The organism is Micromonospora sp. PTRAS2 (assembly GCF_054052245.1).
This window is the reverse complement of the sequence record NZ_JBSWBU010000002.1, coordinates 944,058-969,323: the sequence shown is the minus strand read 5'-3', so window position 1 is coordinate 969,323 and position 25,266 is coordinate 944,058. Positions and strand designations below refer to the sequence as shown.

General features: G+C 71.8%; 21 protein-coding genes. 13 read left to right on the top strand and 8 right to left on the bottom strand.

The window, feature by feature from the left end:
- The first annotated feature begins 127 nt into the window (after positions 1-127).
- From mfd to ACVMYR_RS10135, 4 genes are all read left to right on the top strand, one after another.
- The gene (gene mfd / locus ACVMYR_RS10150) at positions 128-3,808 is read left to right on the top strand and encodes a transcription-repair coupling factor (RefSeq protein WP_457121745.1); all 3,681 of its coding nucleotides are present in this window, start codon (positions 128-130) and stop codon (positions 3,806-3,808) included.
- Positions 3,809-3,903: 95 nt separating this feature from the next.
- Positions 3,904-4,707: a SurA N-terminal domain-containing protein gene (locus tag ACVMYR_RS10145; protein WP_077936167.1), complete on the top strand. Its 804-nt coding sequence runs from the start codon at positions 3,904-3,906 to the stop codon at positions 4,705-4,707.
- Complete coding sequence (locus ACVMYR_RS10140; protein ID WP_396789750.1) at positions 4,704-5,693, top strand: nucleoside triphosphate pyrophosphohydrolase; 990 nt, start codon at positions 4,704-4,706, stop codon at positions 5,691-5,693. Before ACVMYR_RS10145 ends, ACVMYR_RS10140 begins: the two co-directional genes overlap by 4 nt.
- Before the next feature lie 157 nt (positions 5,694-5,850).
- Positions 5,851-7,470 carry a DUF885 domain-containing protein gene (locus ACVMYR_RS10135; RefSeq protein ID WP_457121670.1) on the top strand — a complete coding sequence of 540 codons (1,620 nt, stop codon included), beginning with the start codon at positions 5,851-5,853 and terminating at the stop codon, positions 7,468-7,470.
- A 63-nt stretch (positions 7,471-7,533) separates the two neighbouring features.
- Here the strand turns inward: ACVMYR_RS10135 and ACVMYR_RS10130 are convergent, their stop codons facing one another.
- The 3 genes from ACVMYR_RS10130 to ACVMYR_RS10120 all read right to left on the bottom strand — a co-directional run bounded on the left by ACVMYR_RS10130 (position 7,534) and on the right by ACVMYR_RS10120 (position 11,961).
- Positions 7,534-10,320, bottom strand: a complete 2,787-nt coding sequence (locus tag ACVMYR_RS10130; protein ID WP_457121669.1) for a cation-translocating P-type ATPase — start codon at positions 10,318-10,320, stop codon at positions 7,534-7,536.
- A gap of 112 nt (positions 10,321-10,432) precedes the next feature.
- Positions 10,433-11,275 carry an NAD(+) diphosphatase gene (locus ACVMYR_RS10125; protein ID WP_077936170.1) on the bottom strand — a complete coding sequence of 281 codons (843 nt, stop codon included), beginning with the start codon at positions 11,273-11,275 and terminating at the stop codon, positions 10,433-10,435.
- A complete protein-coding gene (locus ACVMYR_RS10120) occupies positions 11,272-11,961 on the bottom strand; it encodes a hypothetical protein (protein WP_077936222.1) in 690 nt (229 codons plus the stop codon). The genes ACVMYR_RS10125 and ACVMYR_RS10120 overlap by 4 nt, the downstream gene beginning before the upstream one ends.
- A gap of 214 nt (positions 11,962-12,175) precedes the next feature.
- Between ACVMYR_RS10120 and eno the strand changes: the two genes are divergently transcribed.
- The 9 genes from eno to ACVMYR_RS10075 all read left to right on the top strand — a co-directional run bounded on the left by eno (position 12,176) and on the right by ACVMYR_RS10075 (position 19,297).
- A complete protein-coding gene (gene eno, locus ACVMYR_RS10115; protein WP_077936171.1) occupies positions 12,176-13,459 on the top strand; it encodes a phosphopyruvate hydratase in 1,284 nt (427 codons plus the stop codon).
- 34 nt (positions 13,460-13,493) lie between these two features.
- Positions 13,494-14,126, top strand: a complete 633-nt coding sequence (locus ACVMYR_RS10110; protein ID WP_077936223.1) for an FtsB family cell division protein — start codon at positions 13,494-13,496, stop codon at positions 14,124-14,126.
- Positions 14,127-14,196: 70 nt separating this feature from the next.
- A complete protein-coding gene (locus tag ACVMYR_RS10105; protein WP_077936224.1) occupies positions 14,197-14,754 on the top strand; it encodes a DUF501 domain-containing protein in 558 nt (185 codons plus the stop codon).
- A gap of 1 nt (position 14,755) precedes the next feature.
- Complete coding sequence (locus ACVMYR_RS10100) at positions 14,756-15,262, top strand: amino-acid N-acetyltransferase (RefSeq protein ID WP_077936172.1); 507 nt, start codon at positions 14,756-14,758, stop codon at positions 15,260-15,262.
- Positions 15,263-15,292: 30 nt separating this feature from the next.
- Complete coding sequence (locus ACVMYR_RS10095) at positions 15,293-16,660, top strand: hypothetical protein (RefSeq protein ID WP_457121668.1); 1,368 nt, start codon at positions 15,293-15,295, stop codon at positions 16,658-16,660.
- A 22-nt stretch (positions 16,661-16,682) separates the two neighbouring features.
- Positions 16,683-17,612: a Ppx/GppA phosphatase family protein gene (locus ACVMYR_RS10090; RefSeq protein WP_457121744.1), complete on the top strand. Its 930-nt coding sequence runs from the start codon at positions 16,683-16,685 to the stop codon at positions 17,610-17,612.
- A 248-nt stretch (positions 17,613-17,860) separates the two neighbouring features.
- Complete coding sequence (locus ACVMYR_RS10085; protein ID WP_457121667.1) at positions 17,861-18,442, top strand: helix-turn-helix domain-containing protein; 582 nt, start codon at positions 17,861-17,863, stop codon at positions 18,440-18,442.
- Positions 18,439-19,089 carry a DUF2637 domain-containing protein gene (locus ACVMYR_RS10080; RefSeq protein WP_457121666.1) on the top strand — a complete coding sequence of 217 codons (651 nt, stop codon included), beginning with the start codon at positions 18,439-18,441 and terminating at the stop codon, positions 19,087-19,089. The genes ACVMYR_RS10085 and ACVMYR_RS10080 overlap by 4 nt, the downstream gene beginning before the upstream one ends.
- Positions 19,090-19,108: 19 nt before the next feature.
- Positions 19,109-19,297 carry a hypothetical protein gene (locus tag ACVMYR_RS10075; protein WP_457121665.1) on the top strand — a complete coding sequence of 63 codons (189 nt, stop codon included), beginning with the start codon at positions 19,109-19,111 and terminating at the stop codon, positions 19,295-19,297.
- Positions 19,298-19,336: 39 nt separating this feature from the next.
- Here the strand turns inward: ACVMYR_RS10075 and ACVMYR_RS10070 are convergent, their stop codons facing one another.
- The 5 genes from ACVMYR_RS10070 to ACVMYR_RS10050 form a co-directional block, all read right to left on the bottom strand.
- Entirely contained in the window at positions 19,337-19,537 is a 201-nt protein-coding gene (locus ACVMYR_RS10070; protein ID WP_457121664.1) for a hypothetical protein, read from the bottom strand.
- Positions 19,538-20,079: 542 nt separating this feature from the next.
- The gene (locus tag ACVMYR_RS10065; RefSeq protein WP_457121663.1) at positions 20,080-20,238 is read right to left on the bottom strand and encodes a hypothetical protein; all 159 of its coding nucleotides are present in this window, start codon (positions 20,236-20,238) and stop codon (positions 20,080-20,082) included.
- 1,086 nt (positions 20,239-21,324) lie between these two features.
- Positions 21,325-21,519, bottom strand: coding sequence for an HNH endonuclease (locus tag ACVMYR_RS10060; RefSeq protein WP_457121662.1), 195 nt, complete (start codon positions 21,517-21,519; stop codon positions 21,325-21,327).
- 411 nt (positions 21,520-21,930) lie between these two features.
- Positions 21,931-23,073 carry a phage major capsid protein gene (locus tag ACVMYR_RS10055; protein ID WP_457121661.1) on the bottom strand — a complete coding sequence of 381 codons (1,143 nt, stop codon included), beginning with the start codon at positions 23,071-23,073 and terminating at the stop codon, positions 21,931-21,933.
- A gap of 1,913 nt (positions 23,074-24,986) precedes the next feature.
- A complete protein-coding gene (locus ACVMYR_RS10050) occupies positions 24,987-25,145 on the bottom strand; it encodes a hypothetical protein (protein ID WP_457121660.1) in 159 nt (52 codons plus the stop codon).
- Positions 25,146-25,266 lie beyond the last annotated feature (121 nt).

Below are 25,266 nucleotides of genomic sequence, written 5' to 3'. Positions count from 1 at the left end.
CGGACTCGACCACGTGCCCGGGTCGCCGGTCAAGCGGGGATAGGCTGGGGTGCTGTCGACCCCCCGTCCCCGCCGGGCGCGGGGGCTCCGCCGTGTGCCGTCACCGTGCCACTGGGAAGTGATCAGATTGCTCACCGGACTCTTCGCCGCCGCCCTGGCCGACCCCGGGCTGGCCCGGGCGCGTGACCTGGCCCGTTCCGGTGCCGCGCAGGTCGACGGGCTGGACCTGACCGCCCCGGCGGCGCTGCGCCCGTTCGCCGTGGCCGCCGTAGCCGCCGACCCGGGGGCCGCCGACCGGGGGGCCGCCGCCGAGCCCGCCGGGGGCGCGGGGCGGCCCGTGCTGGCGGTGACCGCCACCAGCCGGGAGGCCGACGACCTGGCCTCGGCGCTGGGCAGCCTGCTGCCGCCCGAGCAGGTCGCCGTCTTCCCGTCCTGGGAGACGCTGCCGCACGAGCGGCTCTCGCCCCGCTCCGACACCGTCGGCCGCCGGCTGGCCGTGCTGCGCCGGCTCGCCCACCCCGACGCCGCCGACGCGCACGGGCGCACCGGGCCGCTGCGGGTGGTCGTCGCGCCGGTGCGGTCGCTGCTCCAGCCGCAGCTCAAGGGCCTCGGCGACCTGGAGCCGGTGCGGCTGGCCGCCGGCGACGAGGCCGACCTGGAGGAGGTCGCCCGCCGGCTCACCGACATGGCGTACGCCCGGGTCGACCTGGTCACCAAGCGCGGCGAGTTCGCGGTGCGCGGCGGCATCCTCGACGTCTTCCCGCCCACCGACGAGCACCCGTCCCGGGTCGAGTTCTGGGGCGACGAGGTGGAGGAGATCCGCACCTTCGCCGTGGCCGACCAGCGCACCATCGAGGCCGCCGGGCTGCTGTGGGCCCCGCCCTGCCGGGAGCTGCTGCTCACCCCGGCCGTGCGGCGGCGGGCCGCCGCCCTGGCGGCCGAGCACCCCGAGCTGGCCGAGATCCTCGACAAGCTGGCCGAGGGCATCCCCGTGGAGGGGATGGAGTCGCTGACCCCGGCGCTGCTCGGCGGCGAGAGCCTGGAACTGCTGCTCGACTGCATGCCTCCCGGCACCCACGTGCTGCTCTGCGACCCGGAGCGCATCCGCACCCGGGCGCACGACCTGGTGCGTACCTCCGAGGAGTTCCTCCAGGCGAGCTGGGCCGCGGCGGCCGTCGGGGGCCAGGCCCCGGTCGACCTCGGGGCCGCCGCCTTCAAGACCCTGGCCGACGTACGCGCGCACGCCCGAGCCCTGCGCCGGCCCTGGTGGACCCTCGCCCCGTTCGGGCTGGCCGACGCCGACGCGGCGGCCCCCGCCCGGCAGCCCTGGGAGGACGCGCCGGCCGAGGTCGACGTCACGCCCGACGACGCGATCGCGGTGACCCTGGCCGCCCAGCCGGCCCCGCTCTACCACGGCGAGACCGACCGGGTGGCCGAGGACCTCAAGCGTTGGGCCGGTGACGGCTGGTCCGTCGCGCTGGTCTTCGAGGGCCACGGCCCCGCCCAGCGGGCCGTCGAGGTGATCCGCGACGCCGGCCTCGGCGCCCGGTTCGTCGAGCAGGTGCCAGCCGCGCCCGCCCCCGGCGAGGTGCTGGTCACCTGCGGCGGCCTGACCGGCGGCTTCGTCGCCGAGGCGGCGAAGTTCGTGCTGCTCACCGGCAACGACGTCACCGGCGGCCGGGGCACCTCGACACGCGACATGCGCAAGATGCCGAGCCGGCGGCGCAACACCATCGACCCGCTGGAGCTGAAGGCCGGCGACCACGTGGTGCACGAGCAGCACGGCATCGGCCGGTACGTCGAGCTGGTGCAGCGCACCGTCAACGGCGCGTCCCGGGAATACCTGGTCATCGAGTACGCGGCGAGCAAGCGCGGCCAGCCCGGCGACCGGCTGTTCGTCCCCACCGACCAGCTCGACCAGCTCTCCCGGTACGTCGGCGGCGAGCAGCCCACCCTGCACAAGATGGGCGGCGCGGACTGGCAGAAGTCCAAGGCCCGAGCCCGCAAGGCGGTCAAGGAGATCGCCGCCCAGCTCATCCAGCTCTACGCCGCCCGCAAGGCGTCCAAGGGGCACGCGTTCGCCCCGGACTCCCCGTGGCAGCGGGAGCTGGAGGACGCGTTCCCCTGGCAGGAGACGCCGGACCAGCTGGCCGCCATCGAGGAGGTCAAGCGGGACATGGAGCAGACCGTCCCGATGGACCGGCTGATCTGCGGCGACGTCGGGTACGGCAAGACCGAGATCGCGGTGCGGGCGGCGTTCAAGGCGGTGCAGGACGGCAAGCAGGTGGCCGTGCTGGTGCCCACCACCCTGCTCGTGCAGCAGCACTACAACACGTTCGCCGAGCGGATGAGTCAGTTCCCCGTGCAGATCCGGCAGCTCTCCCGCTTCCAGACCCCGAAGGAGTCCGAGCGGACGCTGGAGATGGTCGGCGACGGCACCGTCGACATCGTCATCGGCACCCACCGGCTGCTCCAGACGGCGACCCGGTTCAAGTCCCTCGGCCTGGTCATCGTCGACGAGGAGCAGCGCTTCGGCGTCGAGCACAAGGAGCACCTCAAGACGCTGCGCGCCTCCGTGGACGTGCTGAGCATGTCGGCCACCCCGATCCCGCGCACCCTGGAGATGGCGATCACCGGCATCCGGGAGATGTCGACGATCGCCACCCCGCCGGAGGAGCGGCACCCGGTGCTCACCTTCGTCGGCGCGCACGACGAGCGGCAGGTGGCCGCGTCCATCCACCGCGAGCTGCTCCGCGACGGGCAGGTGTTCTACCTGCACAACCGGGTCGAGTCGATCGAGAAGGCGGCGCGGAAGATCCGGGAGCTGGTGCCGGAGGCCCGGGTCGCGGTGGCGCACGGCCAGATGGGCGAGGAGGCCCTGGAGAAGGTCATGGTCGGCTTCTGGGAGAAGGAGTTCGACGTCCTGGTCTGCACCACGATCGTGGAGTCGGGCATCGACATCCCCAACGCCAACACGCTGATCGTGGAGCGGGCCGACCTGCTCGGCCTGGCCCAGCTGCACCAGATCCGGGGCCGGGTGGGCCGGGGCCGCGAGCGGGCGTACGCGTACTTCCTCTATCCGCCGGAGAAGCCGCTCACCGAGCACGCCCACGAGCGGCTGGCCACCATCGCCCAGCACACCGAGCTGGGCGCGGGCATGTACGTGGCGATGAAGGACCTGGAGATCCGGGGCGCGGGCAACCTGCTCGGCGGCGAGCAGTCCGGCCACATCGAGGGCGTCGGCTTCGACCTGTACGTCCGGATGGTCGGCGAGGCGGTGCAGGCGTTCAAGGGCGAGCGCCCCGAGGAGGAGACCGACGTCAAGATCGACCTCCCGGTGGACGCGCACCTGCCGCACGACTACGTCGGCGTGGAGCGGCTGCGCCTGGAGATGTACCGCAAGCTCGCCGAGGCCCGCGACGCCGACCGGCTGCGCGAGGTCGTCGCCGAGATGACGGACCGCTACGGCGAGCCGCCCGCCCCGGTGCAGAACCTGGTGGCGGTCGCCCGGTTCCGGCTGCTGGCCCGCCGCTACGGCCTCACCGACGTGAGCATGCAGGGCAAGCACCTCCGGTTCGGCCCGCTGCCGCTGCCCGACTCCAAGCAGCTGCGGCTCAAGCGCTACCACCCCGACTCGGTCTACAAGTCGGCGCTCGACCAGGTCAGCGTGCCCCGGCCGAGCACCCGTCGGATCGGCGGCGAGCCGCTGCGCGACCAGGCGCTGCTGGACTGGTGCGCCCAGCTGTTGAAGGACGTGCTGGGCGACCCGGCCCCGGTGGCCCAGCCGGCCGGGGCGGGCGCCCGGTGAGCGGGGGCGGGGGCAGGGCCGGGTGGCGGGGCCGGGGCGGCACTGCGTGGTGGGCGGCGTCACGGCCGGTGGGGGCGCATGAGAGAGTGACGGTCATGCGTGCTCGCCGTCTCATCGCCGCCGCCAGTGTCGCGGCCCTCGGTGTCCTCTCCCTCGCCGCGTGCGGGAAGGCCGCGCCGGACGTCGCCGCGTACGTCGGCGACGCGAAGTACTCCGTCGACCGGGTGGACGACATCTACGACGAAGCCCAGGCCAAGTACGCCGACGCGATCCGGGCGCAGGCCGGGCAGGGCGGGGCCACCCCGTCGCCGGAGCAGCTGCGCTCCACGGTCACCCGGCAGGACGTGCTCAACCTGCTGGTCAGCATCGAGCTGGGCAAGCGGGTGGTGGCCGAGCAGGGCGTCACGGTGGCCGACGAGGTCAAGCCGGAGCAGCTGGAGCAGCAGCTCCAGATGCCGGCCTCCACCGAGTACGTCCAGCTCTGGGGCGAGTGGGTGGACATCTCCGGCGCGCTCGGCGCGAAGCTGCCCACGGCCGAGGTGAGCGACGAGGCGGTCATGGCCGTCTACCAGGCCATCGCCAAGACCGGGGCGATCCAGCCCGGCCTGACCGTGGCGCAGGTCCGGCAGGCGTTCGGGGAGAGCGGCGGCCCCGGCAGCCAGGGCGGCTTCGTGCGGGCAGCCACCGCGCTCAGCAACGCCCTCCAGCAGGAGGCCGAGAAGGCCGGCGCGTCGATCAACCCCCGGTTCCGGCCGGTCGGCGTCCCGTCGGTGGTCAGCACCGGCCAGTCGCTGGTCTTCTACTCGCTGCCGTACATCAACCAGAACGGCCCGGTGACCGACATCTCCACCCCGCAGGCCCCGGCGGAGTCGAGCGCCCCGGTCGCGCCCGGGGCATGACCGCCCGGATCGTCCTGCTGGTCACCTCGCCCCGGCTCCCGGTCGGGCTGCTGACGGCGGCGGCCTGGGACGTCGTACGCGGCAACCCGGTGCTGGCCGGCGCGGAGAGCGAGCTGACGGCGGCCGTGCGCGCGGCGGGCGCCGAGGTGACCGTGTCCGACGGCCCGGCGGTGCCGGCGCTGCTGCACGCGGCGGCGGCGCACGGCGCGGCGGTCTGGCTGGCCGGGCCCGCCGGCGACGAGTCGCTGGCCCGGGAGCTGGGCCTGCGGCTGGCCCGCGAGCCGGGCCTGGCCGAGCTGGAGCTGATGTACGGCTCGTGGGACCCGCCGGGCGCCCGGCTGCTCGACGCGGTCGAGGTGATGGACCGGCTGGCCTCGCCGGGCGGCGACCCGTGGAAGCGGGCGCAGACGCACCGCAGCCTCGCCGGCTACCTGATCGAGGAGTGCTACGAGGCGTACGACGCGATCGGCGCGGACGACACCGACGCGCTGCGCGAGGAGCTGGGCGACGTGCTGCTCCAGGTGCTGCTGCACGCGCGGATGGCCGAGGAGCTGCCCGACGGCGCGCGGTGGACCGTCGACGACGTGGCCGGCGGCCTGGTGGACAAGATGATCCGGCGCAACCCGCACGTCTTCGCCGACGACCGGGCCACGACGCTCGACGAGATCACCGCCAACTGGGAGCGGATCAAGCGGGCGGAGAAGTCCCGCGACTCCGTGCTCGACGGGATCGCGCCGAGCCTGCCCGCCCTCGCCCTGGCCGCCAAGATCCTCGACCGCGCCGGGCGCGCCGGCCTGACGGTCCCGCTGCCGGCCGCCGCCGCGGAGGCGGGGGTCGACGCGGAGGCGCGGCTCGGCGCGGAGCTGCTGGCCGCGGTGGCGGCGGCCCGGGCCGCCGACCTGGACCCGGAGGCGGCGCTGCGCCGCACCACCCTGGCGTACGCCGACGCGATCCGCGCCGCCGAGCGCACCACCCCCCGCCCCTGACCCGCCGCCGTCCCGTCCGGGCGGCCCGCTTCGCGGACCCGTCCGGCTGGCCCGGCCCGCGCGCGAATCTTGGTACGAAAGTGCCCCCAGCGGGGCCGTTTCGTACCAAGATCTCGGCGGGGAGCGGGTGTCGGGGGTGGTCGGTAGGGTTCGGGCCATGGAAGCGTTCGTGCCGCTCGCCGAGCGGATCGTCGAGGCGTTGCTGGAGAGCCGACCCGGGTTGGCCACCTCCGCCGGGGACCACCGCTACGACGACCGCCTGCCCGACCTCTCCGCCGAGGCGGTCGCCGCCGACCAGGCGATGCTGAGGGACGCGGCAGACGTGCTCTCCGAGATCGACCCCGACTCCCTCGACACCGACGAGAGCGTCGACCACGCGCTGCTCACCGCCCTGGTCGACCGGGAGCTGTTCGAGTCCGACGAGATCCGCAGCCACGAGTGGGACCCGCTGCGGCACAACCCGGCTCCGCTGCTGCACGCCCTGCTCGCCCGGCCGTTCGCCCCGGCCGACGTGCGGCTGACCAGCCTGGCGGGGCGGCTCGCCGCCGTACCGGACGCGCTGGCGACCGCGCGCGCGACGCTGCGGGACGTGCCCCGGGTGCACGCCGAGACGGCGGTGGGGCAGTTCACCGGCGCGGCGGCGCTGGTCCGCGACGAGGTGCCCCGGCTGCTCGCCGAGGAGCCGGGGCTGCACGACCGGGTGGAGCCCGCCGCCACGGCCGCGATCGCCGCGCTGGACGAGTTCGTGGCGTGGCTGCGCGCCGGGCTGGCCGCGGACGCCGGCCCGGGGCGGGACCCGAGGCTGGGTCGGCGGCGCTGGGAGGCCCGGCTGTGGCACACCCTCGACACCGAGCTGGGCGCCGCCGAGGTGCAGCGTCGCGCCTGGGCCAACCTCGACCGGGTCACCGCCGAGCTGCGCGAGGCGGCCGTCGAGCTGGTCGGCGGCCCGGCCGACGACGAGACCGTGCGCCGGGCGCTCGACCTGCTGGCCGCCGAGCACCCCGACGACCAGACGATCGTCGACCTCGCCTCGGTCACCCTCGACGAGGCGACGGACTTCGTCCGGGCGCACGACCTGGTGACGCTGGTCGACGACCCGTGTGTGATCCAGGAGATGCCGGAGTTCGCCCGGGGCGTGGCGGTGGCCTACTGCGACTCGCCCGGCCCGCTGGAGATCGCGCCAGTGCCGACGTTCTACTACATCGCGCCGACCCCGGCCGACTGGTCGGCGGCCCGGGTCGAGTCGTTCTACCGGGAATACAACGACCACATGATCCGCAACCTGACGGTGCACGAGGCGATGCCGGGCCACTTCCTCCAGCTCGCCCACGCCCGCCGGCACGTCGGCCCCACCCGGGTCCGGGCGCTGGCCAGGTCCGGCCCGTTCGTCGAGGGCTGGGCGGTCTACACCGAGGAGCTGATGGCCGGCCTCGGCTACGGCGGGCTGCCGGTGCGGCTGCAGCAGCTCAAGATGCAGCTGCGGATGACCATCAACGCCCTGCTCGACCAGCTCGTGCACTGCGACGACCTGTCCGAGGCCGAGGCGATGGCGCTGATGACGGGCCGGGGCTTCCAGGAGGAGGGCGAGGCGGCCGGCAAGTGGCGGCGGGCGCTGCTCACCTCGACGCAGCTCTCCACCTACTTCGTGGGCTACAGCGAGGTCGCGGAGATCGCCGCCCTGCGCCCGGCCGACGTGTCGGTGCGCGAGTGGCACGACGCGATGCTCGCCCACGACTGCCCGCCCCCACGCCACCTCCGCACTTTGCTGGGCGCGTAAGGAAGGGCCCCCTGTTAACGCATTCTGTCGTACAGGGGACCCCTCCTAACAGCCCGCGCCCCGTCAGCGGATGGTGAAGCGACCGGCCCGCCGGTGGGTGCGCCGCCGTCGGGTCGCCTCCGGCGAACGGCGCGGGCCGGGCGGCGCGGGCAGTCCGGGCGGCGTGGGCAGTCCGGGCGGTCCGGCAGGGCCGGGGGCCCGGCCGGGCGGGCGGAGCAGGTCCGAGGAGGCGAACAGGGTCCGCTTCGCCAGCTCCACCAGCCCCAGATAGGCCACGGTCAGCGCCGCCACCACCGGCACGAACAGCGGCGGCAGCGGGCCGAACCCGAGCGGCCCGGCGACCGGCAGGTACGGGATGAGCCAGGCGACCGCCACGGCGGCCAGCGCGGCGACCAGCAGCGGTCGGCTGGGCCGGCTGCGCCAGAACGGGCTGGCCCGGGTGCGGATGGCGAAGACGACGAGGGTCTGGGTGGCCAGCGACTCGACGAACCAGCCGGTGCGGAACTCCGTCGGTCCGGCGTGCAGCACCCCGAGCAGCAGCGCGAACGCGAGGAAGTCGAACAGCGAGCTGAGCGGCCCGAAGGTCAGCATGAACCGGCGGATCTCCCGCAGGTCCCAGTGGGCGGGGCGGGCGAGCTGGTCGGCGTCCACCCGGTCGGTGGGGATGGCGATCTGGCTCAGGTCGTAGATCAGGTTGTTGAGCAGGATCTGCCCGGGCAGCATCGGCAGGAACGGCAGGAACGCCGACGCCCCGGCCGCGCTGAACATGTTGCCGAAGTTGCTCGACGTGCCCATCAGCACGTACTTGATGGTGTTGGCGAAGATCCGCCGGCCCTCGGTGACGCCGTCGGCGAGCACGTCGAGGTCCTTGTCGAGCAGCAGCACGTCGGCGGCGTCCCGGGCCACGTCGGTGCCGGTGTCGACGGAGATGCCGACGTCGGCGGCGTGCAGGGCGAGCGCGTCGTTGACGCCGTCGCCGAGGAACGCCACGTCCCGGCCGGCGGTGCGCTGGGCCCGCACCAGCCGGGCCTTGTCCTCGGGCGAGACCCGGGCGAACACGCTGGCCCGTTCGATCGCCGCCGGCAGCGCCGCGTCGTCCAGCCGGGCCAGGTCCGCCCCGGTGAGCACCCCGGTCACGGGCAGCCCGAGCTGCTCGCAGACCCGTACCGCGACGGCCGGATGGTCGCCGGTGATCACCTTGACGGTGACGCCGAGGGCGGCGAGCCGGCGTACCGCGCCCGCCGCGTCGGCCTTCGGCGGGTCGCGCAGCACCAGCAGGCCGGCGAGGCGCAGGTCCCGCTCGTCGGCCGGGTCGAGCCCGGCCAGGTCCGGGGCGGGCCGGCTGGCCACCGCGACCACCCGGCCGCCGTCGGCCAGTCGCGCGTCGAGGGCGTCCCGCGCCTGCTGCGGTACGTCCACACAGAGCGCCAGCAGCTCCTCGGCCGCGCCCTTGGTGACGAGGAGCCGCCCGTGCGGCCCGTCGACAAGGACGCTGACCCGGCGGCGCTGGTGGTCGAAGGGGAGCACCGCCACCCGCCGGTACGCGTCGACCGGCTGGGCGGCGGCGGCCGGGGCCTGCCAGAGCGCCCGGTCCAGCGGGTTGCCGTCCGCGCCGTCCGGCCCGGCCTCGTTGGCCAGCAGCCCGGCGAGCAGCGGCCCGGGGCCGGCGGCGTCGAGCGGGCCGGCGGCGTCGAGCGGGTGGGTGGCGTCGCCCGGGTCGGCCGCGTCCGGCGGGCCGGCGGCCCCGGGCGGTGCCGGGGCGCCGACCGGCTGGCCGTCCGGGCCGAGCGCCTCGGCGAGGGTGAGCCGCCCGTCGGTCAGCGTGCCGGTCTTGTCGGTGAACAGCACCTCGACGTTGCCCAGGTCCTCCACGCAGACCAGGCGCTTGACCAGCACCCGCCGAGCGGCCAGCGCGCGGGTGCCGGCGGCCAGGCTGGCGGTGACGATCGCGGGCAGCAGTTGCGGGGTGATGCCGACGGCGATGGCCAGGCTGAACAGCACGGCGTCGATGACCGGCCGGTGCAGCACCAGGTTGATCACGAAGATCAGCGCGGTGAGCACGCCCGCCACCCGGGCCAGCAGCAGCGAGAACCGGCGCAGCCCCTGCTGGAACTCGGTCTCGCCGTGCCGGGTGCCCAGCCCGACGGCGATCCGGCCGAACGCGGTGTGCCCGGCGGTGGCGACGACCAGGCCGACGCCCGAGCCGGCCCGCACCACGGTGCCCATCAGCGCGCAGGAGGCGAGATCGTCGGGCGGCGTGCCGGCGGGCACCGGCGCGGTGTCCTTGACGGCGGCGGTGGACTCGCCGGTGAGCGCCGACTCGTCGCACTCCAGCCGGTGGGCCTCGATCAGCCGCAGGTCGGCCGGGACGACCTGGCCCAGCCCGATCCGCACCACGTCGCCGGGGACCAGGTCGACGACGTCCACCGTCTCCACCCGGCCGGCGCGCACCACCGACGCGACGTGCCGGACCCGGTCGTGCAGGGCCGCCCCGGCCCGCTCCGCGCGGTACTCGTTGGCGAAGCCGAGGCCGACGCTGACCGCGAGGATCACCCCGATCACCACGGCGTCGGTGCGCTCACCGACGAAGAACGAGACCGTCGCGGCGGCCAGCAGCAGGCCGAGCAGCGCCGAGCGGAACTGGCGGGCCAGCACGGCGAGCGCGGACACCCGGTGGGTGCGTACCGCGTTCGGGCCGACCCGTTCGCGCCGTCGGCGTGCCTCGTCGGGGGTCAGGCCCTGCGGGTCGCCGCCGAGGGCGGCGAGGGTGTCGGCGACGGTCAGCGCCGCCGCGTCGGTCGCCGCGAGCCACCCCTCGTCCCGTGCCGCTCCGGTCGCGCGCACCGCCACCGCCCCCACCTCGTCCTCCCGCCATTGCACACCGTGGGCGGGCCGCCCGGGTCAGCATCCGTCGGGACGGGCCGGCGCGGTCAGGGCCGGACGGCCCCCGGCGCCGGGGCGGTCAGCCCGCGAGGCGGGCGGCGACGTGGTCGACGAGCCAGCGGGAGATGGAGTACGCGGGCGGCAGCTCCGCCGGCAGCCGGTCGAGCGGGAACCAGCGGGCCTCGGTCAGCTCCCGGCCGTCGACGACCGGCTCGGCGGTGGTGTCGGCGGCAGTCGCGGTGAACCCGGCCAGCAGCACGCCCGGCCCGGACAGCGCCCACGGCTGGCTGCCGAAGTAGGTGAGCCGCCCGAGGCCCAGCCCCACCTCCTCGCCGACCTCCCGGCGCGCGGCGTCCTCCAGCGACTCGCCGGCCTCCACGAACCCGGCGACCAGCGCCCACAGCGCCGTCGGCCCGGACGCGTGCCGGACCAGCAGCAGCTCGTCGGGGCCGCCGGTCGGCCCGGGGCGGGTGATGGCGACCAGGACGGCGGCGGAGAGCCGGATCGGCACGTACAGGTCGCAGCCGGGGCAGCGGCGGGACTGCTCGCCCGGCACGTCGGCCAGCTCGGCCCGGCACGCCCCGCACCAGCGGTGGGTGCGGCGGAAGGTGAGCACGGCAAGCGCCCGGCCGGCCAGGTCGGCCAGCGGGGCGGGCAGCGCGGCGGCGAGCGACCGCCAGCTGCGCCACCTGCCCTCCGGCGGCTGGTCGTCGGTGGCGTCCGCGCCCCAGGCGGGCACGCCGTCGAGCGTGCCGAGGGGCACCCAGTCGGTGCCGGCGGGCAGCTCGCCGACGCGCGGGAAGCGGCCGTCGGGGCCGGTCAGCAGCTTCCGCCCAGCGAGCACCAGGGCGAGGTCACCGGGCTGTGGCGGGCCGTCGTGCGGTGCCCCCGCCACGAACGCGCCCGCGGGGTGTTCCGTCACGAGCCGGTGCGGCGGTCCACGACGCCCGCACCGGCCGGCAGCTCGAAGCTCGCCCCGTCGACCGTGTCGGTGTAGCGGTCGAGCGCCAGTTCCATCGGGGTGCCGTCCACCTCGCCGGTGAAGCTGCCGAGCACGCCCTCGGTGGTCATGCAGGCGGTGAAGTCGCCGGCCGAGCGCTTGACCTGCACGCAGGCGGCGTGGTGCCCGGCGAGGGTGGTGTCGGTCTCCTTGATGACGGCCTGCGGGTCGAGCGCGGCCTCGGTGAGCAGCCCGACCACCACCGGCGGGGTGACCAGGCCCCGCCGCTTGGCCTCGGTGAACAGCTCGACCGACGGCCGGGCGTTCGGCGGGGGCGGGGCGAGCAGCGTGCAGACGGCCTTCCCCGTGCCGGTCTCGCAGCGGGCGGTGGCGTCGACGGTGACGGTCAACTTCCCGCCCGGCCAGGTGTACGCCGACCGGGCCGGGTCCTGCGCCTGGGCGATGGTGGCGGTCCGGCCGCCGGGGAGCTGGTACTCGGCCGAGTAGGTGAGTTCGAGCGCCCGGTCCAGCCGGGCGGCGAAGTCGTTGACCAGGTCCGACCGCCCGACCGCCTGACCGGCGTCGTCGAGGGCCTGACAGCCGGTGACCGAGAGTGACGCGATGGCCGACAGAGCGAGCGCGCGGAACGTGGTCGAGGCGGCGGGCATGGCCACCAGCCTTGTCGATCGGGTCCACGTCGCGCAAACCCGTTGCCGGTTGAGGGCCGAGAATCCGGGAATGTCCGACCCGCACCCTCCCGCCGGAAGCGCCGGGCGACGCGCCGCGCCGCGCTGTCGCCCGATACGCTGCGTTCAACACCTGCCTCAGCCGCACCGTCGCGGCCCATACCGGACCGGAACCACACAAACGAGGAGCGACTCAGTGGCAACCATCGAGGGAATCGTCGCCCGGGAGATTCTCGACTCGCGGGGCAACCCCACGGTCGAGGTCGAGGTCGGGCTCGACGACGGCACGATCGCCCGCGCCGCGGTGCCGTCCGGCGCCTCCACCGGCGCGTTCGAGGCGGTCGAGCTGCGCGACGGTGACAAGGACCGCTACCTGGGCAAGGGTGTCGAGAAGGCCGTCGCCAACATCGAGGACAAGATCGTCGACCAGCTCATCGGCTACGAGGCCAGCGAGCAGCGGCTGATCGACCAGAAGATGATCGACATCGACGGCTCGGACAACAAGGGCGAGCTGGGCGCGAACGCCATCCTCGGCGTGTCCCTGGCCGTGGCCAAGGCCGCCGCCGGCAGCGCCGAGCTGAGCCTGTTCCGCTACCTGGGCGGCCCCAACGCGCACCTGCTCCCGGTGCCGATGATGAACATCCTCAACGGTGGGGCGCACGCCGACTCCAACGTCGACGTCCAGGAGTTCATGATCGCGCCGATCGGCGCGCCCACCTTCCGCGACGCGCTGCGCTCCGGCGCGGAGGTCTACCACGCGCTCAAGTCGGTGCTGAAGAAGAAGGGCCTCTCCACCGGCCTCGGCGACGAGGGCGGCTTCGCCCCCAACCTGCCCACCAACGCCGCCGCGCTGGACCTGATCGCCGAGGCGGTCGAGAAGGCCGGCTACCGGCTCGGCACCGACATCGTCTTCGCCCTGGACGTGGCCGCCACCGAGTTCTTCGACAACGGCACCTACACGTTCGAGGGCGCGGCGAAGTCCGCCGAGGAGATGAGCAACTACTACACCAAGCTCGCGGGCGACTACCCGATCGTGTCCATCGAGGACCCGCTGGCCGAGGACGACTGGAGCGGCTGGGCCACCCTGACCGCGGCGATCGGCGACCGGGTCCAGATCGTCGGCGACGACCTGTTCGTCACCAACCCGCAGCGCATCGCCCGGGGCATCGCCGAGAAGGCCGCGAACGCCGTGCTGGTGAAGGTCAACCAGATCGGCTCGCTGACCGAGACCCTCGACGCGGTCGAGCTGGCCCACCGGGCCGGCTTCCGGTGCATGATGAGCCACCGCTCCGGTGAGACCGAGGACACCACCATCGCCGACCTGGCGGTGGCCACCGGCTGCGGCCAGATCAAGACCGGCGCCCCGGCCCGCTCGGACCGGGTGGCCAAGTACAACCAGCTCCTGCGCATCGAGGAGGAGCTGGCCGACGCGGCGCGGTACGCCGGTGCGGGCGCGTTCCCGCGTTACCGTTCGGCCTGAGACACCCAGTGGGCCTCGGGGGAGGGGTGTGACGATGCAGCAGCGCCGCACACCGGGTGGTCAGCGTCCCGTCCGCCGGCCGGGTCAGTCCGGCCGGCCGGGCGGGGCCCGCGCCCGGGCGTCGGTCCGCGACGGCGTCCGCGTGGAGGCACGCGCCGCCGGCCGGTCACCCGGCTCGGCACGCGCCACCGAGTCGGTACGCTCCGCGAACCGTCCCGCCGCCGCGCGGCGCACCGCCGCCGGTGGCACGGTCAAGCGGCTCTCCGCACCCCACCCCCGACGCTTCACCGGCCGGGCCACCGTGCTGTTCGCGGTGCTCATCGCGCTCGCCCTCGCGTACACCTATCCGGTCCGGGTCTATCTGGACCAGCAGGCGGACATCGAGCGGATGGAGGCGGCCCAGGCCGCCCAGCGGCAGCTCATCGCCGAGCGCGCCGCCGAGGCGGCCAAGTGGCGCGACGACGAGTACATCCGCATCCAGGCCCGGGAGCGGTTCTACATGGTCTACCCGGGCGAGGTCCCGGTGATCGTGCTCAACGACCCGGCGGGCGCGGCCCGGGACGCGGGCGGCGGGAAGGCCCCCGCCCGGCCGGAGACCCCCGATCCCTGGTACGACACCCTGTGGTCGAGCGTGCGGGCCGCGAACGCCGACCGCCCCGGCCAGTGAGCGCGCCACTTCCCGCACGCAGACGTTCCCGCACGCAGACGTTCCCGCGCACCGACGAAAGATGGGCACCGTGACTGTCGTACCCCCGCCCGACCCGGCGGCGGACTCCGTACCCCCGCCGAAGCGGGAGCCGGCCACCGAGGCCGACCTGGCGGCGGTGGCCGCCCAGCTCGGGCGCACGCCGCGCGGCACCCGGGCGGTGGCCCACCGCTGCCCCTGCGGCCTGCCCGACGTGGTGGAGACGACCCCGCGCCTGGCCGACGGCACGCCCTTCCCGACGTTGTTCTACCTGACCTGCCCCCGGGCGACGGCCGCGTGCAGCCGGCTGGAGTCGGCCGGGGTGATGAAGGAGATGGCCGAGCGGCTGGCCGCCGACCCGGAGCTGGCCGCCCGCTACCGGGCGGCGCACGAGGACTACCTGGCCCGCCGCGAGGCGATCGGGCACGTGCCGGAGATCGACGGCGTGTCGGCCGGCGGCATGCCCGGCCGGGTCAAGTGCCTGCACGTGCACCTCGGTCACGCGCTCGGCGCGGGCCCGGGGGTCAACCCGTTCGGCGACGAGACCCTCGCGCTGGTGGAGAAGTGGTGGGCGGCCGGGCCGTGCGTGGACGTCCCGGCGGCGGGGTGAGATGACCACCGACACGGTTCTCGTCCGCCGCGCCCGCACCTCCGACGTGCGCGGCATCCGGCGGCTCGTCGACACCTACACCGACGACCGGCGGCTGCTCAGCAAGGCCACGGTCACCCTCTACGAGGACGTGCAGGAGTTCCGGGTCGCGGCCGACGCCGACACCGTCGTCGGCTGCGGCGCGCTGCACGTGATGTGGGAGGACCTCGCCGAGATCCGCACCGTGGCCGTCGACCCGGCGTACCGGGGGCGGCGGATCGGGCACCGCATCGTCGGCGAGCTGATCGACGCGGCCCGGGAGATCGGGGTGGCCCGCATCTTCGTGCTGACCTTCGAGACCCGGTTCTTCGCCTCGTTCGGCTTCCGCGAGATCGACGGCGCGCCGGTGCCGCAGCCGGTGTACGAGCAACTCCTGCGCTCGTACGACGAGGGTGTCGCCGAGTTCCTGGACCTGGAACGGGTCAAGCCCAACACCCTCGGCAACACCCGCATGCTGCTGCGCCTCTGATCTCTTGATCACGTGGGGCACGCTGGCGGGATGGGGATCGTCCGTCGCGTGTGCGCGGTGCTGCTGACCGCCGCCGCCCTCCTCGGGGTCGCCCGCCTCGTCGTCCCGGCCACCGCCGGCCCGGACGGCGAGCCGCCCGGGGTGGCCCGGCAGCTCGCCTTCCTGCGCGCCGCCCTCGACGACGGCGCGGGCGAGGACGCCCAGGCGCTGTTCCCGGAGGGCTGGTTCTTCGCCCACGCCCTGTACGGGCTGGCCCGCGTCGAGCTGGGCCTGCGCAAGCCGGCGGGGCGGCGGGCCGGCGAGCTGCGGGAGGCCCGCTGGGCGCTGGCCCGGCTGGAGTCGCCCGCCGGCACCGCCCCGTTCGATCCCGGCCTCACCCCCGCGTACGGGATCTTCTGGCAGGGCTGGACGAACTGGCTGCGCGGCGGCATCCTCGCCCTGCAACCGGTCGACCGGCGGGACCCGGCGGAGGTGGCCCGGTTCGTCGAGGCGTCCGCCGCGATCGGGGCGGCGTTCGACGCGTCCGGCACGCCGTACCTGGCCGCGTACCCGGGGCAGGCGTGGCCGGTCGACTCGACCGTGGCGGTGGCCTCGCTGCGGCTGCACGACGCGCTGCTGCCCTCCGGCGCGCTGCCGCCCGATCCGTTGCGGCCCGGCGCGCCGTCCACCGAGGTCCCGCCCGGCGCCCCGCCGCCGCGGTTCGCCGGCACGGTGGCCCGCTGGCTGGACGGCGTGCGGCAGCGCCTCGACCCGCGCACCGGGCTGCTGCCGCACCGGGTCGACCCGGTGACCGGGGTGCCGGCCGAGGTGGCCCGCGCCACCTCCCAGAGCGTCATCCAACGGTTCCTGGTGGACGTCGACCCGGCGTTCGCCCGCGCGCAGTACCTGGCCTTCCGGGACCGGTTCGTGGCGTCCCCGCTGGGGCTCGGCCCGGCCGTGCGCGAATACCCGGACGGCCTGGCCGGGCCGGCCGACGTGGACTCCGGGCCGCTGGTGCTCGGGGTGAGCCTGTCGGCGGCCGTGGTCACCCTCGGCGCGGCCCAGTCCCAGGGCGACGCGGCGCTGGCCGGCGCGCTGGCCAACTACGGCGACCTCGTCGGCCTGCCCGTCGACACCCCGACCACCCGCCGGTACGCGTTCGGCGTCCTGCCGGTCGGCGACGCGTTCCTCGCCTGGTCGAAGACCGCCCGCCCCTGGGTGGCCGACCAACCGGACCCGCCCCCGGCCACCGTGCGCTGGTGGTGGCGGCTGCCCCTGCTGGCGGCGCTGCTGCTGGTCGGCGCGCTCGGCTGGCTGCCCGAGCTGTTCCGCCGCTCCCGCCACGGCTCTCTGCCGGGGCGGCCCGCCGGTGACCCCCGTCGTCCCGTCGCTGCGGGCGCGGCGGGGCCGCTGCCGTAGGGTTGCTGCCGTGACGACGCGTGTGGCCGCCATCGACTGCGGGACGAACTCGATCCGACTGCTGGTCGCCGACCTGCCCGACCCGTCCGCCGGGCCGGACGCGCCGCTGGTCGACCTGAGCCGCCGGATGGAGATCGTCCGCCTCGGCCAGGGCGTCGACAAGACGGGTCGGCTCGCCCCCGAGGCGATCGAGCGGACCCGGGTGGCCCTGGCCTCGTACGCCGCCGAGATCGACACGCTCGGCGTCGACCGGGTGCGGATGTGCGCCACCTCGGCGTCCCGCGACGCCTCCAACGCCGGGGACTTCCGGGCGATGGTGGAGCGCACCCTCGGCGTCGCGCCCGAGGTGGTCACCGGCGACGAGGAGGCCCGGCTCTCCTTCACCGGCGCGGTGCGCGGCCTGCCCGCCGACGCCCTGGAGCCGTACCTGGTCATCGACATCGGCGGCGGGTCCACCGAGTTCGTGGTCGGCACCCGGGCCGGCGGCGTCGAGGCCGCGATCTCGATGGACATCGGCTGCGTCCGGATGACCGAGCGGCACCTGCTCGGCGACCCGCCCGGCCTCGACCAGATCGCCGCCGCGCAGGCCGACATCACCGTCGCGGTGGACCGCGCGCTGGAGGCCGTGCCGGGCCGGCAGGCCGCCACCCTGGTCGGGCTCGCCGGGTCGGTCACCACCGTCGTGGCCATCGCCGAGGGCCTCACGGAGTACGAGCCGGAGCGCATCCACCACGCCCGGGTGTCGTACGGCGCGGTGGCGGAGGTGACCGCCGACCTGCTGGCGAAGACCCGCGAGCAGCGGCTGGCGATCCCGGTGATGCACCCGGGCCGGGCCGACGTGATCGGCGCGGGGGCCCTGGTGCTGCGCACGATCATGGAGCGGGCGGGCATGTCGACGGTGGTGGCGAGCGAGCACGACATCCTCGACGGCATCTGCTACAGCATTCTGTAGCAAGTCGGCCCCGGGCAGCGTTGGCGCGCTGACCCCGGGGCCTAGCCGGAGGGACGCTCCGACATGTCGCGCAACTCTACAGGTCTAACCCCTGCCGCCGTCCTCGCGGCGAAGGCTCTCGCCCCGTTCCACCCGCGTAACCGTGCCCAGGTCGCCGCCCTGCTCTCGACGTGGCGTCACCGGGACACTCTCAGCGCCGCCGACGTGCGGGCCGTGGTCGCGACCTTCCGGGCCCGTGGTGGTGCCCGATGAGTCAGGCCGTAAAGGAAGCCCTCAAGGCGTCCAAGGATCTCCCCAAGACTGAGCGCCTGGTCGTGGTGGTGATCGCTGCCCACGCCAACCGGGAGGGTGCGGCGTGGCCGTCCGTCGCCACGATCGCAGAGCACATCGGCTGCTCTGAGCGGACCGTCCAGCGGGCCCTAGCGAAGTTGGTTCAGCTTGGCCGCCTGGTCGTGTCGAAGGTTGCGGGGATCGCTACCCGGGTCTACCGCCTGGTGACGGGGCAGCCGACGGTGCCGGGGGGTGACAGTGAGCGCCAGGGGGTGACGAACGGGGCCCCGGCGGGTGACACGCCTAACGTGTCGCCCGAAGTTGAGAAGTCCAATGAGAAGAACAACCGCGCTGCCGCGCGGGACTGGCGTCGATTCCTCCCCAGAACCAGAACCCCCAACCCCAACCTCAACCCGCAGCGATCCCCGTACCCGTACCCGGAGCGGCGTGGGGCCGCTCTCCCGGTCGCTGACAAGGTTGACCAGTGCCCGAGCCACCGGGGCAGCCCCCGGAACAACTGCGGGCCCTGCCGCTCTGAGGCTTTGGCCGGTGGTCGATGAATGCGCGTCGTGTCGCCTCGCTGGTCGGGGCCGTTGCCGTCACCGTGGTTGCTGCCATCGGCTCTTACGACCATCAGCGAGAGTTGGCCCTGATGGCTGGTCAAACCCCGCTGTTAGCGGCCCTGCTGCCGCTGTCCGTTGACGGCCTGGTCCTCGTTGGCACCGTGGCGCTAGGGGATGGTCGGCGCTCCCGGTGGTCCGCCTGGTTGGCGTTCCTGGTTGGTGTAGCCGCTTCCCTCGCCGCCAACGTGACCGTTGCCGCCCCGGACGTTGTGTCCCGCCTGGTGTCGGCGTGGCCGGCGGTTGCGCTACTGCTCACGGTGGAAGTGCTCGCCCGGTCCGGCCGTCCCAGAACGGCCGTCGAAGTTCCGGCGGAAGTTGCCGAATCCCTTATACAGCAACAGGAAACGTCCCAGGAAGGCCCGGAGATCGCCGGCCCTCACGACGGGCCGGAGGTGACCCCTGAGGGCCCCAACGTGCCGGAGGGCCCGGAGGTTCAGCGGCCCCGGCGGAAGCGCCGCCCGGTGGCCGTAACCCGGGCTCTGGCCCTTGACATGCTGGCGGAGCCTACCGCCACCAGGGAGGCGGTAGCCGCTGCCCTTGAGATCACCCCGCGTCGTCTGCGGCAAGTTCTTGCCGCCGCCTAAGGAAAGGAACCATCCCCCAGTGAAGATCACGGAAGAGAAGCCTGGCGAATGGATCGCCGTTCTTGACCTGCCGATCGCCCCGGAAGACCTGACGGAACTTGCCGCCCAACTCCCGGTCGATGTCGTCTGCACCCACGTCGACGGGGACGCGGACGGCAGGACGCTCTACATGACTTGGGAGGTCCACCGGGTCATCCCGGTCGACTGACCGGCACACCGGAAGGGGCCCCGGCGACGGGGCCCCTTCTCAGCCCTCTTCGGCCAACTCCGGCCGATGATCACGTATCCACGCCTCAACGTCGGACTTCCGCCAGACCTTGCCCATGGTCAGAGTGACGTACGGGTCAGGGAAGCCCTTTGACGTGGTGATGATGTTGATGCGCTGCCGGGAGATACCGCCGAGCATGGCGCGGATCTCCGCCGCCCCCACAAGCTCTACGCGGTCCATCCTGCGACGGTAGGACGGCCCGTGCCCACGTCGCGTTTCAACGTCGTGATCCGTTGACGCGTTTAAACGGCACGGGCACGATGAGGGCATGAACCGTGCCAACCAGGGACACACCACGGGGCGACCCGTCGGATACGCGGAAGCCCAGTCAGGGCCGGGGTACGCCCGACCGTACGTGACGCAGCCTCAACCGCGCCCCGTGACCACTGGGCCCATCAATCCGCCCCCGAACCCGCAGCGCCCCCAAGTGCCGCACCGGCCGCATGCTCCCCGGCGGCCCCTCTGGACGTGCCGAGCATGCGCCGCCCCCTGGCCGTGCCAGCCGGCCCGACTCCTGCTGATCATGGAATACGGGAAAGACCCGGTAGGCCTGTCGGTCTACATGGCGGGTTGCCTGTTCGACGCGACCGGGGACCTGTTGAGGCTCAGCCCGAACCCGGGACCGTCGCCCGGGGAGCTGTTCAGCAGGTTCCTCGCATGGACACGAACCCCGCCGCCACGAAGCGAGAGAGGCCCGACCGAGGCCGGGCCCCGCTCCATCCCTACTTGAGGATGAGGGCCAGCACGGTGCCGGTGGCGATCACCAACGCAGCCAATCCCTGCAAGATCGGCGGCACTGCGTGAAGAAGCTCCAACCAGGGCTTACGCGGCTGGTTACGGTCAGTTGTGTTGACGCATTCCTCGTCCGGGGCTACCGTCACGTTGGCTCCTAATAGACGCGAGATACCAGCAAGTGAGACTTACTTGATCAGCGTTGAGCCACCCACAACGCCCGGGATTCCGCCCCGGGCGTTGTTTTCCCCGTCCACCCCGACGGTCGAGGGACGCTCAACACTGCCGTTCCTGGTGCTGCCGGGTCGACTTGGTTCAGCCGCCCTTGCGCCTGCCGTGGTCCGCTCGTCGCCCCTTCGGGAGGCCGGACCGACCAAGGCAGGTCAGTCATGCTCGATGATCGTCCTCGGCTGCCACCCTTCTCTCACCTCAAGGGCGAACCCCGCCCGCTGCTGTCCGAAACGTTAGAACGAGCGCGCGATAGCCGCAAAATCGAACTGGAGCGCTGTGCGCTCTTAAATCACGCTTCTAATTCTCCAAAAACTCCAAAACCTCAAGGGGGCCCTACAGGGATCCCTATTGATTCAATGAAAGCCAAAAGCCCTGAATCGGACTAATTCACGCCGAAAGCCGCAGCAGGCCGTCATCCGAACAGCCGACAGGCCATCAACCTTTCAGCGTTCACCATCTGATAAACCCGACACCGTAGCGCTGTGCGTCCGAGTGTCGCCGCGAACGGCGGTGCCACGTCGAAGAGGGACCGACCGCCTTCGCTGTACGCGCGCCCGCGCTTCCTCGCCCTGCATGAGATGGCAGCGACCGATAGGCCAGAAATGACAGCCGCACCGGCTAGCCATCCCGTAATCCTGCTCAACCTTCACCGCAGCCCGTTTAAACGCCACGGCTTCCTGATAGGCCGCAGAAGCGGCCATGTCCCGGCGGATCTGCTGTTGCTGGGGCGACAGCTCGTCACCGGCCACCAGGGCCAGCCTCCCAATCATCCGGCCACCCGGGGCGTACCATCGGGAACGCCGCTAGAGCGGCTTCCGCCGTGTCAAACGATCCCAGGTGTAGGCGCATTAACGCCTCAGGCATTCCCGCCCTAGTGGCCTTAGAGGGGCCGTTACTGCACAGCAGCACTCCCACACCATTGGGGTATTCCTCGGCGCTCAATCCGAGCGACGACGACGGAGCCCAACCGATGTGAGTCACCTTCCACTGTCGTCCCTTGCTGCTCACACGCCCCCCTCAGCGCCGAGACGGATACTCAGCTCGTATAGCCGCCGGTAGACGCCCCACCGCTTGTTTGCCGCCCGTCGGGTGTTCTCCTCAACCGTCACCATCTCAAGGTGAGCAGGATTCCAGCAGTTCTTATTGATGCACTGGTGATCCACGGTAAAACCCTCTATCTCATATCCGTAAGCCGCCATGCTTAGGCGATGCACAAGCCAGGTGCGCCTATACTTGCGGCTGCCGCTAATCGTGTGAAGCCCGTAGCCGGACGGCAGGCAATACCCCTGCCATAGCCAACAGCCGCCCTCTGATTGCGGCTGAATCCAACTTCGGGAAGTCAAGTAATCGAGAATAGTCCGATAATCCATCACGTGCACCCCTTCCGGTTATGCGGTTTGGGTAGAGGGCAAAAAGAAGAGACGGACAGGGTTTCCCCTGTCCGTCCCCGTTTCCCCTGGCGCTACCCTCACAACACGGCCCACCCAAAGACCGACAAGCCCCTACGCCAAAAAGGCGTAAAGGCATGACGGCCCGGGATTCGCGCGGAATCCCGAACCGGGGATGACCCAGAGCACCAATCACATGGAGCCCTGGGAACCGGTGTGAAGCTACGCTTCCTTGATCACCTGACAACTAGCCGCCTCGGCCAGAGCAACACCAGCGATTCGGAAAGTCATCCTGAAAGCCACCTTGTCATCCGCAAACAGGAAATCGTGCGACTCGGCCATCTTAACCTTCTTACGAATCAGGACGTGAGCACGCGAACCGTCAGCCACGACCAGCGTTTTAGCCGGCAGCGTATTCGAAACCAGGATTGGAACACCCCATGCGCCGTCACCAGCGATACCCACCGGGCCGCCACGGACATACTCACCACCAGCGGCGTAACGCTCCTTGCGGAGCTGAGCCGCAATCGTGGGAGAGGTCCACACGACAGACGGACGACCGTTAGCCGCTTCAATCGCAGCCATGCCATCGGCAATTGCATCATGGGTGATCTTCACACCAGCGCCAAGAGTCGTACTCTGACCCTGGCCGATGATGCCGTTAAGCGAGGCCGTGCCGGTGCCAGAAAAGAGGTCCCGGTCTACCTTCTCCGCAAGCTTCCGAACGGCAATGTCGGCCAAGAGTTGACGAAGGTCAAGCTGTGAATCATCCAGAATCTCGGCCGTGGCAAGCATGATCTCACCGAACTTGAACGGCTTTAGCAGTTTGGAGCCAAACTGGGTATCGACGATTCCGATAGAGTCACCCTCGGTGACATAGTCCGGGTCGTCCGAAGAAAGAACCTGAGGCATCTGGAAAGCTCCCATAGCCTCACTGTCCATAAGATGCACATTCTCCTTCGGCAAGCCACGCAGAAAGACACTCTCCGCCGACAGCATGCCAATAGCAGTGCTAGAAACCTTGGTCGGCACGGTGTAGCCGCCTTCGCCCGGGGTTCCGGTGTTAACGACTCCCCGCCACTCGCTCTGCGACGGGAAGAGCGACCGCCACTCGCTGCGGTCCGCCCGACCGCCGGCCAGAGTCGCAGCACGGGCGTTAAGCTCCCGGTGCTCAACCACACGCTCAGCGGCGCGAATGTGGCCCTCAGCCTCAGCGCCCAGAGCGTCAATCTCAGCGTTAATCCGGGCTGCCCGCTCGTCGCGGTCAGCTGCCGACAGGGCAGAGTCGGCGTGAACAGTCTTGAGCTGTTCGAAAGCGCGGTCGCGCTTCTCAATCGCAGCGTTAGCAAGTTCAACATAGTTCATCGGGAAAACTCCTGCTGTGGTTGTTGGGTGCCATCATGGGGAAGCAAAGAAGGGCCAGCCGTATCCGGCCCGGAAAAACACGGAAACCGACGACGGCTGACCCTTCGATCCCCGTTCGGCCGCGTACGGGAAAAGACGCTCAAGGAGGCCCGGGGCGCATGGATTAGACGCCTACCGGTTTCGTTGGCCTTAGCGTGGGAACTGTGCGGGTGACCAGGCCGTCATCATTCCCGGGGTGTTCGACATCAACAGCGTCAAGGCCGTGACCGTCACCGCCTGATCCGATCACATTGGGAGGGGCCCCGTGGGGTCCCTTTACGTTGATGTCTTCCCGGTAATCCGGGAAGCTTGTTAGGTAGCGTCGCTGCCGTAGTATTGGAAACGGAACACCCGGCGCTCAACGGCGTACCGGGCCGCAGACTGGCGGGCACGCACCCGTGCGGCCCTCACCCGTCGCGCTTCTCTCCGATGTTCGTCTGAGCAGTAACGGGGGATGCGCCCGGTGGTTGCCGGCCGATCGACCGCAGTTCCACACACGAAGCACGGCTTACGCTCGTCGTTCATCAGTTCACCACCTTTGGGTTATCGTTCCCGGGAGCCTTGCGGCTCGCGTTTCCTGCCCTCACCCTCTATACACCCCGTGAACCCCGGAAGTGCGTGAGTGATCTGCGTCACAGTGCATTCCTGCTGGCAGGCCACCCCTCACCCTAACTAACGCTCTTTGAACCCCGGAAGTGAAGGTGTGAGCCACAGCGAACGGGGCCCCGGATTCCGTCGGACTTTCGGAAATCGTTGCGGATTCCGGGAAATCGGGGAAGACAACCCACATACTTAGCGCAATCCCAGGCGCGCAAATCCGCTTAAGGACGCGGGACTCTGGAAGGGATCCCCCAGAGTTTCGACCCCCCTCCCCCTACAGGAAGAGGCGAAAAGGGTCCGGCGTATAGGCAATATAGCCATGGTCAGCAACCACGGCTACGACAACAAGTACACGATCCGCAGTTAGGCTGCTAGCCGCCGAGGCTCCAAGGAAGATCACGGCACCCGCTATCAGATTGGCCAGCACGTTGACCAGGATGTCACGCCCGAGCGATCGGGCAGGGCTGGTGGCTACGGCAGCCCGGGGCCGGCGGTTAGCCCGTAGTTGACGCTGTAGGCGGGTGGTCACGCAACCAGAATGCACCATGCCCGCCACCGGTACCGGAGAGCGCAACCGTCGGCTGTGCTCCCTGGGCTTCCCCCCGAAGTCCAGGGAGGGGGTGGCCGTGGCTCCGTTTGAACTCCGCCCCGGCAACATGGGTCAGCCCCGGAAGGCTGACCCCCTGGACATCAAAGCCGGCCCTCACGGGCCGGCGCTTTATCCACTGTCATACGGGCCCTTGAGGGGCCCGTCCTACTACCATCCCCAGATCTTCCACCCCGGAAACCCCTGGAAGAGATTGAGAGAGTTTTGAGTTTCCCCAGGTCAACGGCCAAGTCGTTTGGCCTGAGAGGCCAAACCGTTTGGCCTGACAGGCCAAATCACGCTGCAACCCTGGTGACGTTGGTCCGGGCCCCGTGGTACCGGCACGACCCGGTACCCCTCCCCGCCTTCTGAAACAGGGTGTGCGGCAGCACCAGGCAGCCCGCGCAGCTCTCAGGCGACAGCATCCCGAGCCGTACGGCGGCCTTGATCGCATGGCTGACCGTGGCAGGTGAGCAGGGCTTGATTTCACCGGTCGCCTTGTTGGCGGACCCTAGGAACTCCCGCAACACCCCCTCCCTAAACTCCGCGTGTCCGATCCGGTTTGCCTCAGATAGAGCCAGCAGAAAGAGCCGAACGTGCGCCGGTCCGGCGTCCGACATTCGCGCAATTCGTCTTATTTCGGTTTGGTGGACGGCCGCCCACGGGCCGGCAAACCGGATACCATCGCTCACTCGCTGCCCTCGGCCTCTCGGGCGTCTCGCTCCGCGATGAACTGCCGCACCGGCTCAGTGCTCAGCAATACCATGCAGAACAGCCGCAGCCCGATAGGCGCGCTGTTGTCCTCGGTGAAGCTCTCAGCCCAGGCAACAACCATCGGAAAGTCCATGGATACCCTCCCAACAAAAAAGGGGCCCAGCAGGGCCCCGGTTACTCTGTCGCACATCTTACCGCCGGGGTGTTACAGCGCGGAGTTTCTATAGCCCGCTGTAGCGGTCACCGGGGCGGCA

What these genes read in the sequence shown, in the direction of transcription:
- ACVMYR_RS10145 (WP_077936167.1), top strand. Translation starts at nt 3,904, where the DNA reads ATGCGTGCTCGCCGTCTCATCGCCGCCGCCAGTGTCGCGGCCCTCGGT.
- ACVMYR_RS10140 (WP_396789750.1), top strand. Translation starts at nt 4,704, where the DNA reads ATGACCGCCCGGATCGTCCTGCTGGTCACCTCGCCCCGGCTCCCGGTC.
- ACVMYR_RS10135 (WP_457121670.1), top strand. Translation starts at nt 5,851, where the DNA reads ATGGAAGCGTTCGTGCCGCTCGCCGAGCGGATCGTCGAGGCGTTGCTG.
- ACVMYR_RS10120 (WP_077936222.1), bottom strand. Translation starts at nt 11,961, where the DNA reads ATGCCCGCCGCCTCGACCACGTTCCGCGCGCTCGCTCTGTCGGCCATC.
- ACVMYR_RS10110 (WP_077936223.1), top strand. Translation starts at nt 13,494, where the DNA reads ATGCAGCAGCGCCGCACACCGGGTGGTCAGCGTCCCGTCCGCCGGCCG.
- ACVMYR_RS10100 (WP_077936172.1), top strand. Translation starts at nt 14,756, where the DNA reads ATGACCACCGACACGGTTCTCGTCCGCCGCGCCCGCACCTCCGACGTG.
- ACVMYR_RS10095 (WP_457121668.1), top strand. Translation starts at nt 15,293, where the DNA reads ATGGGGATCGTCCGTCGCGTGTGCGCGGTGCTGCTGACCGCCGCCGCC.
- ACVMYR_RS10085 (WP_457121667.1), top strand. Translation starts at nt 17,861, where the DNA reads ATGAGTCAGGCCGTAAAGGAAGCCCTCAAGGCGTCCAAGGATCTCCCC.
- ACVMYR_RS10080 (WP_457121666.1), top strand. Translation starts at nt 18,439, where the DNA reads ATGAATGCGCGTCGTGTCGCCTCGCTGGTCGGGGCCGTTGCCGTCACC.
- ACVMYR_RS10070 (WP_457121664.1), bottom strand. Translation starts at nt 19,537, where the DNA reads ATGGACCGCGTAGAGCTTGTGGGGGCGGCGGAGATCCGCGCCATGCTC.
- ACVMYR_RS10060 (WP_457121662.1), bottom strand. Translation starts at nt 21,519, where the DNA reads ATGGCGGCTTACGGATATGAGATAGAGGGTTTTACCGTGGATCACCAG.
- ACVMYR_RS10055 (WP_457121661.1), bottom strand. Translation starts at nt 23,073, where the DNA reads ATGAACTATGTTGAACTTGCTAACGCTGCGATTGAGAAGCGCGACCGC.
- ACVMYR_RS10050 (WP_457121660.1), bottom strand. Translation starts at nt 25,145, where the DNA reads ATGGACTTTCCGATGGTTGTTGCCTGGGCTGAGAGCTTCACCGAGGAC.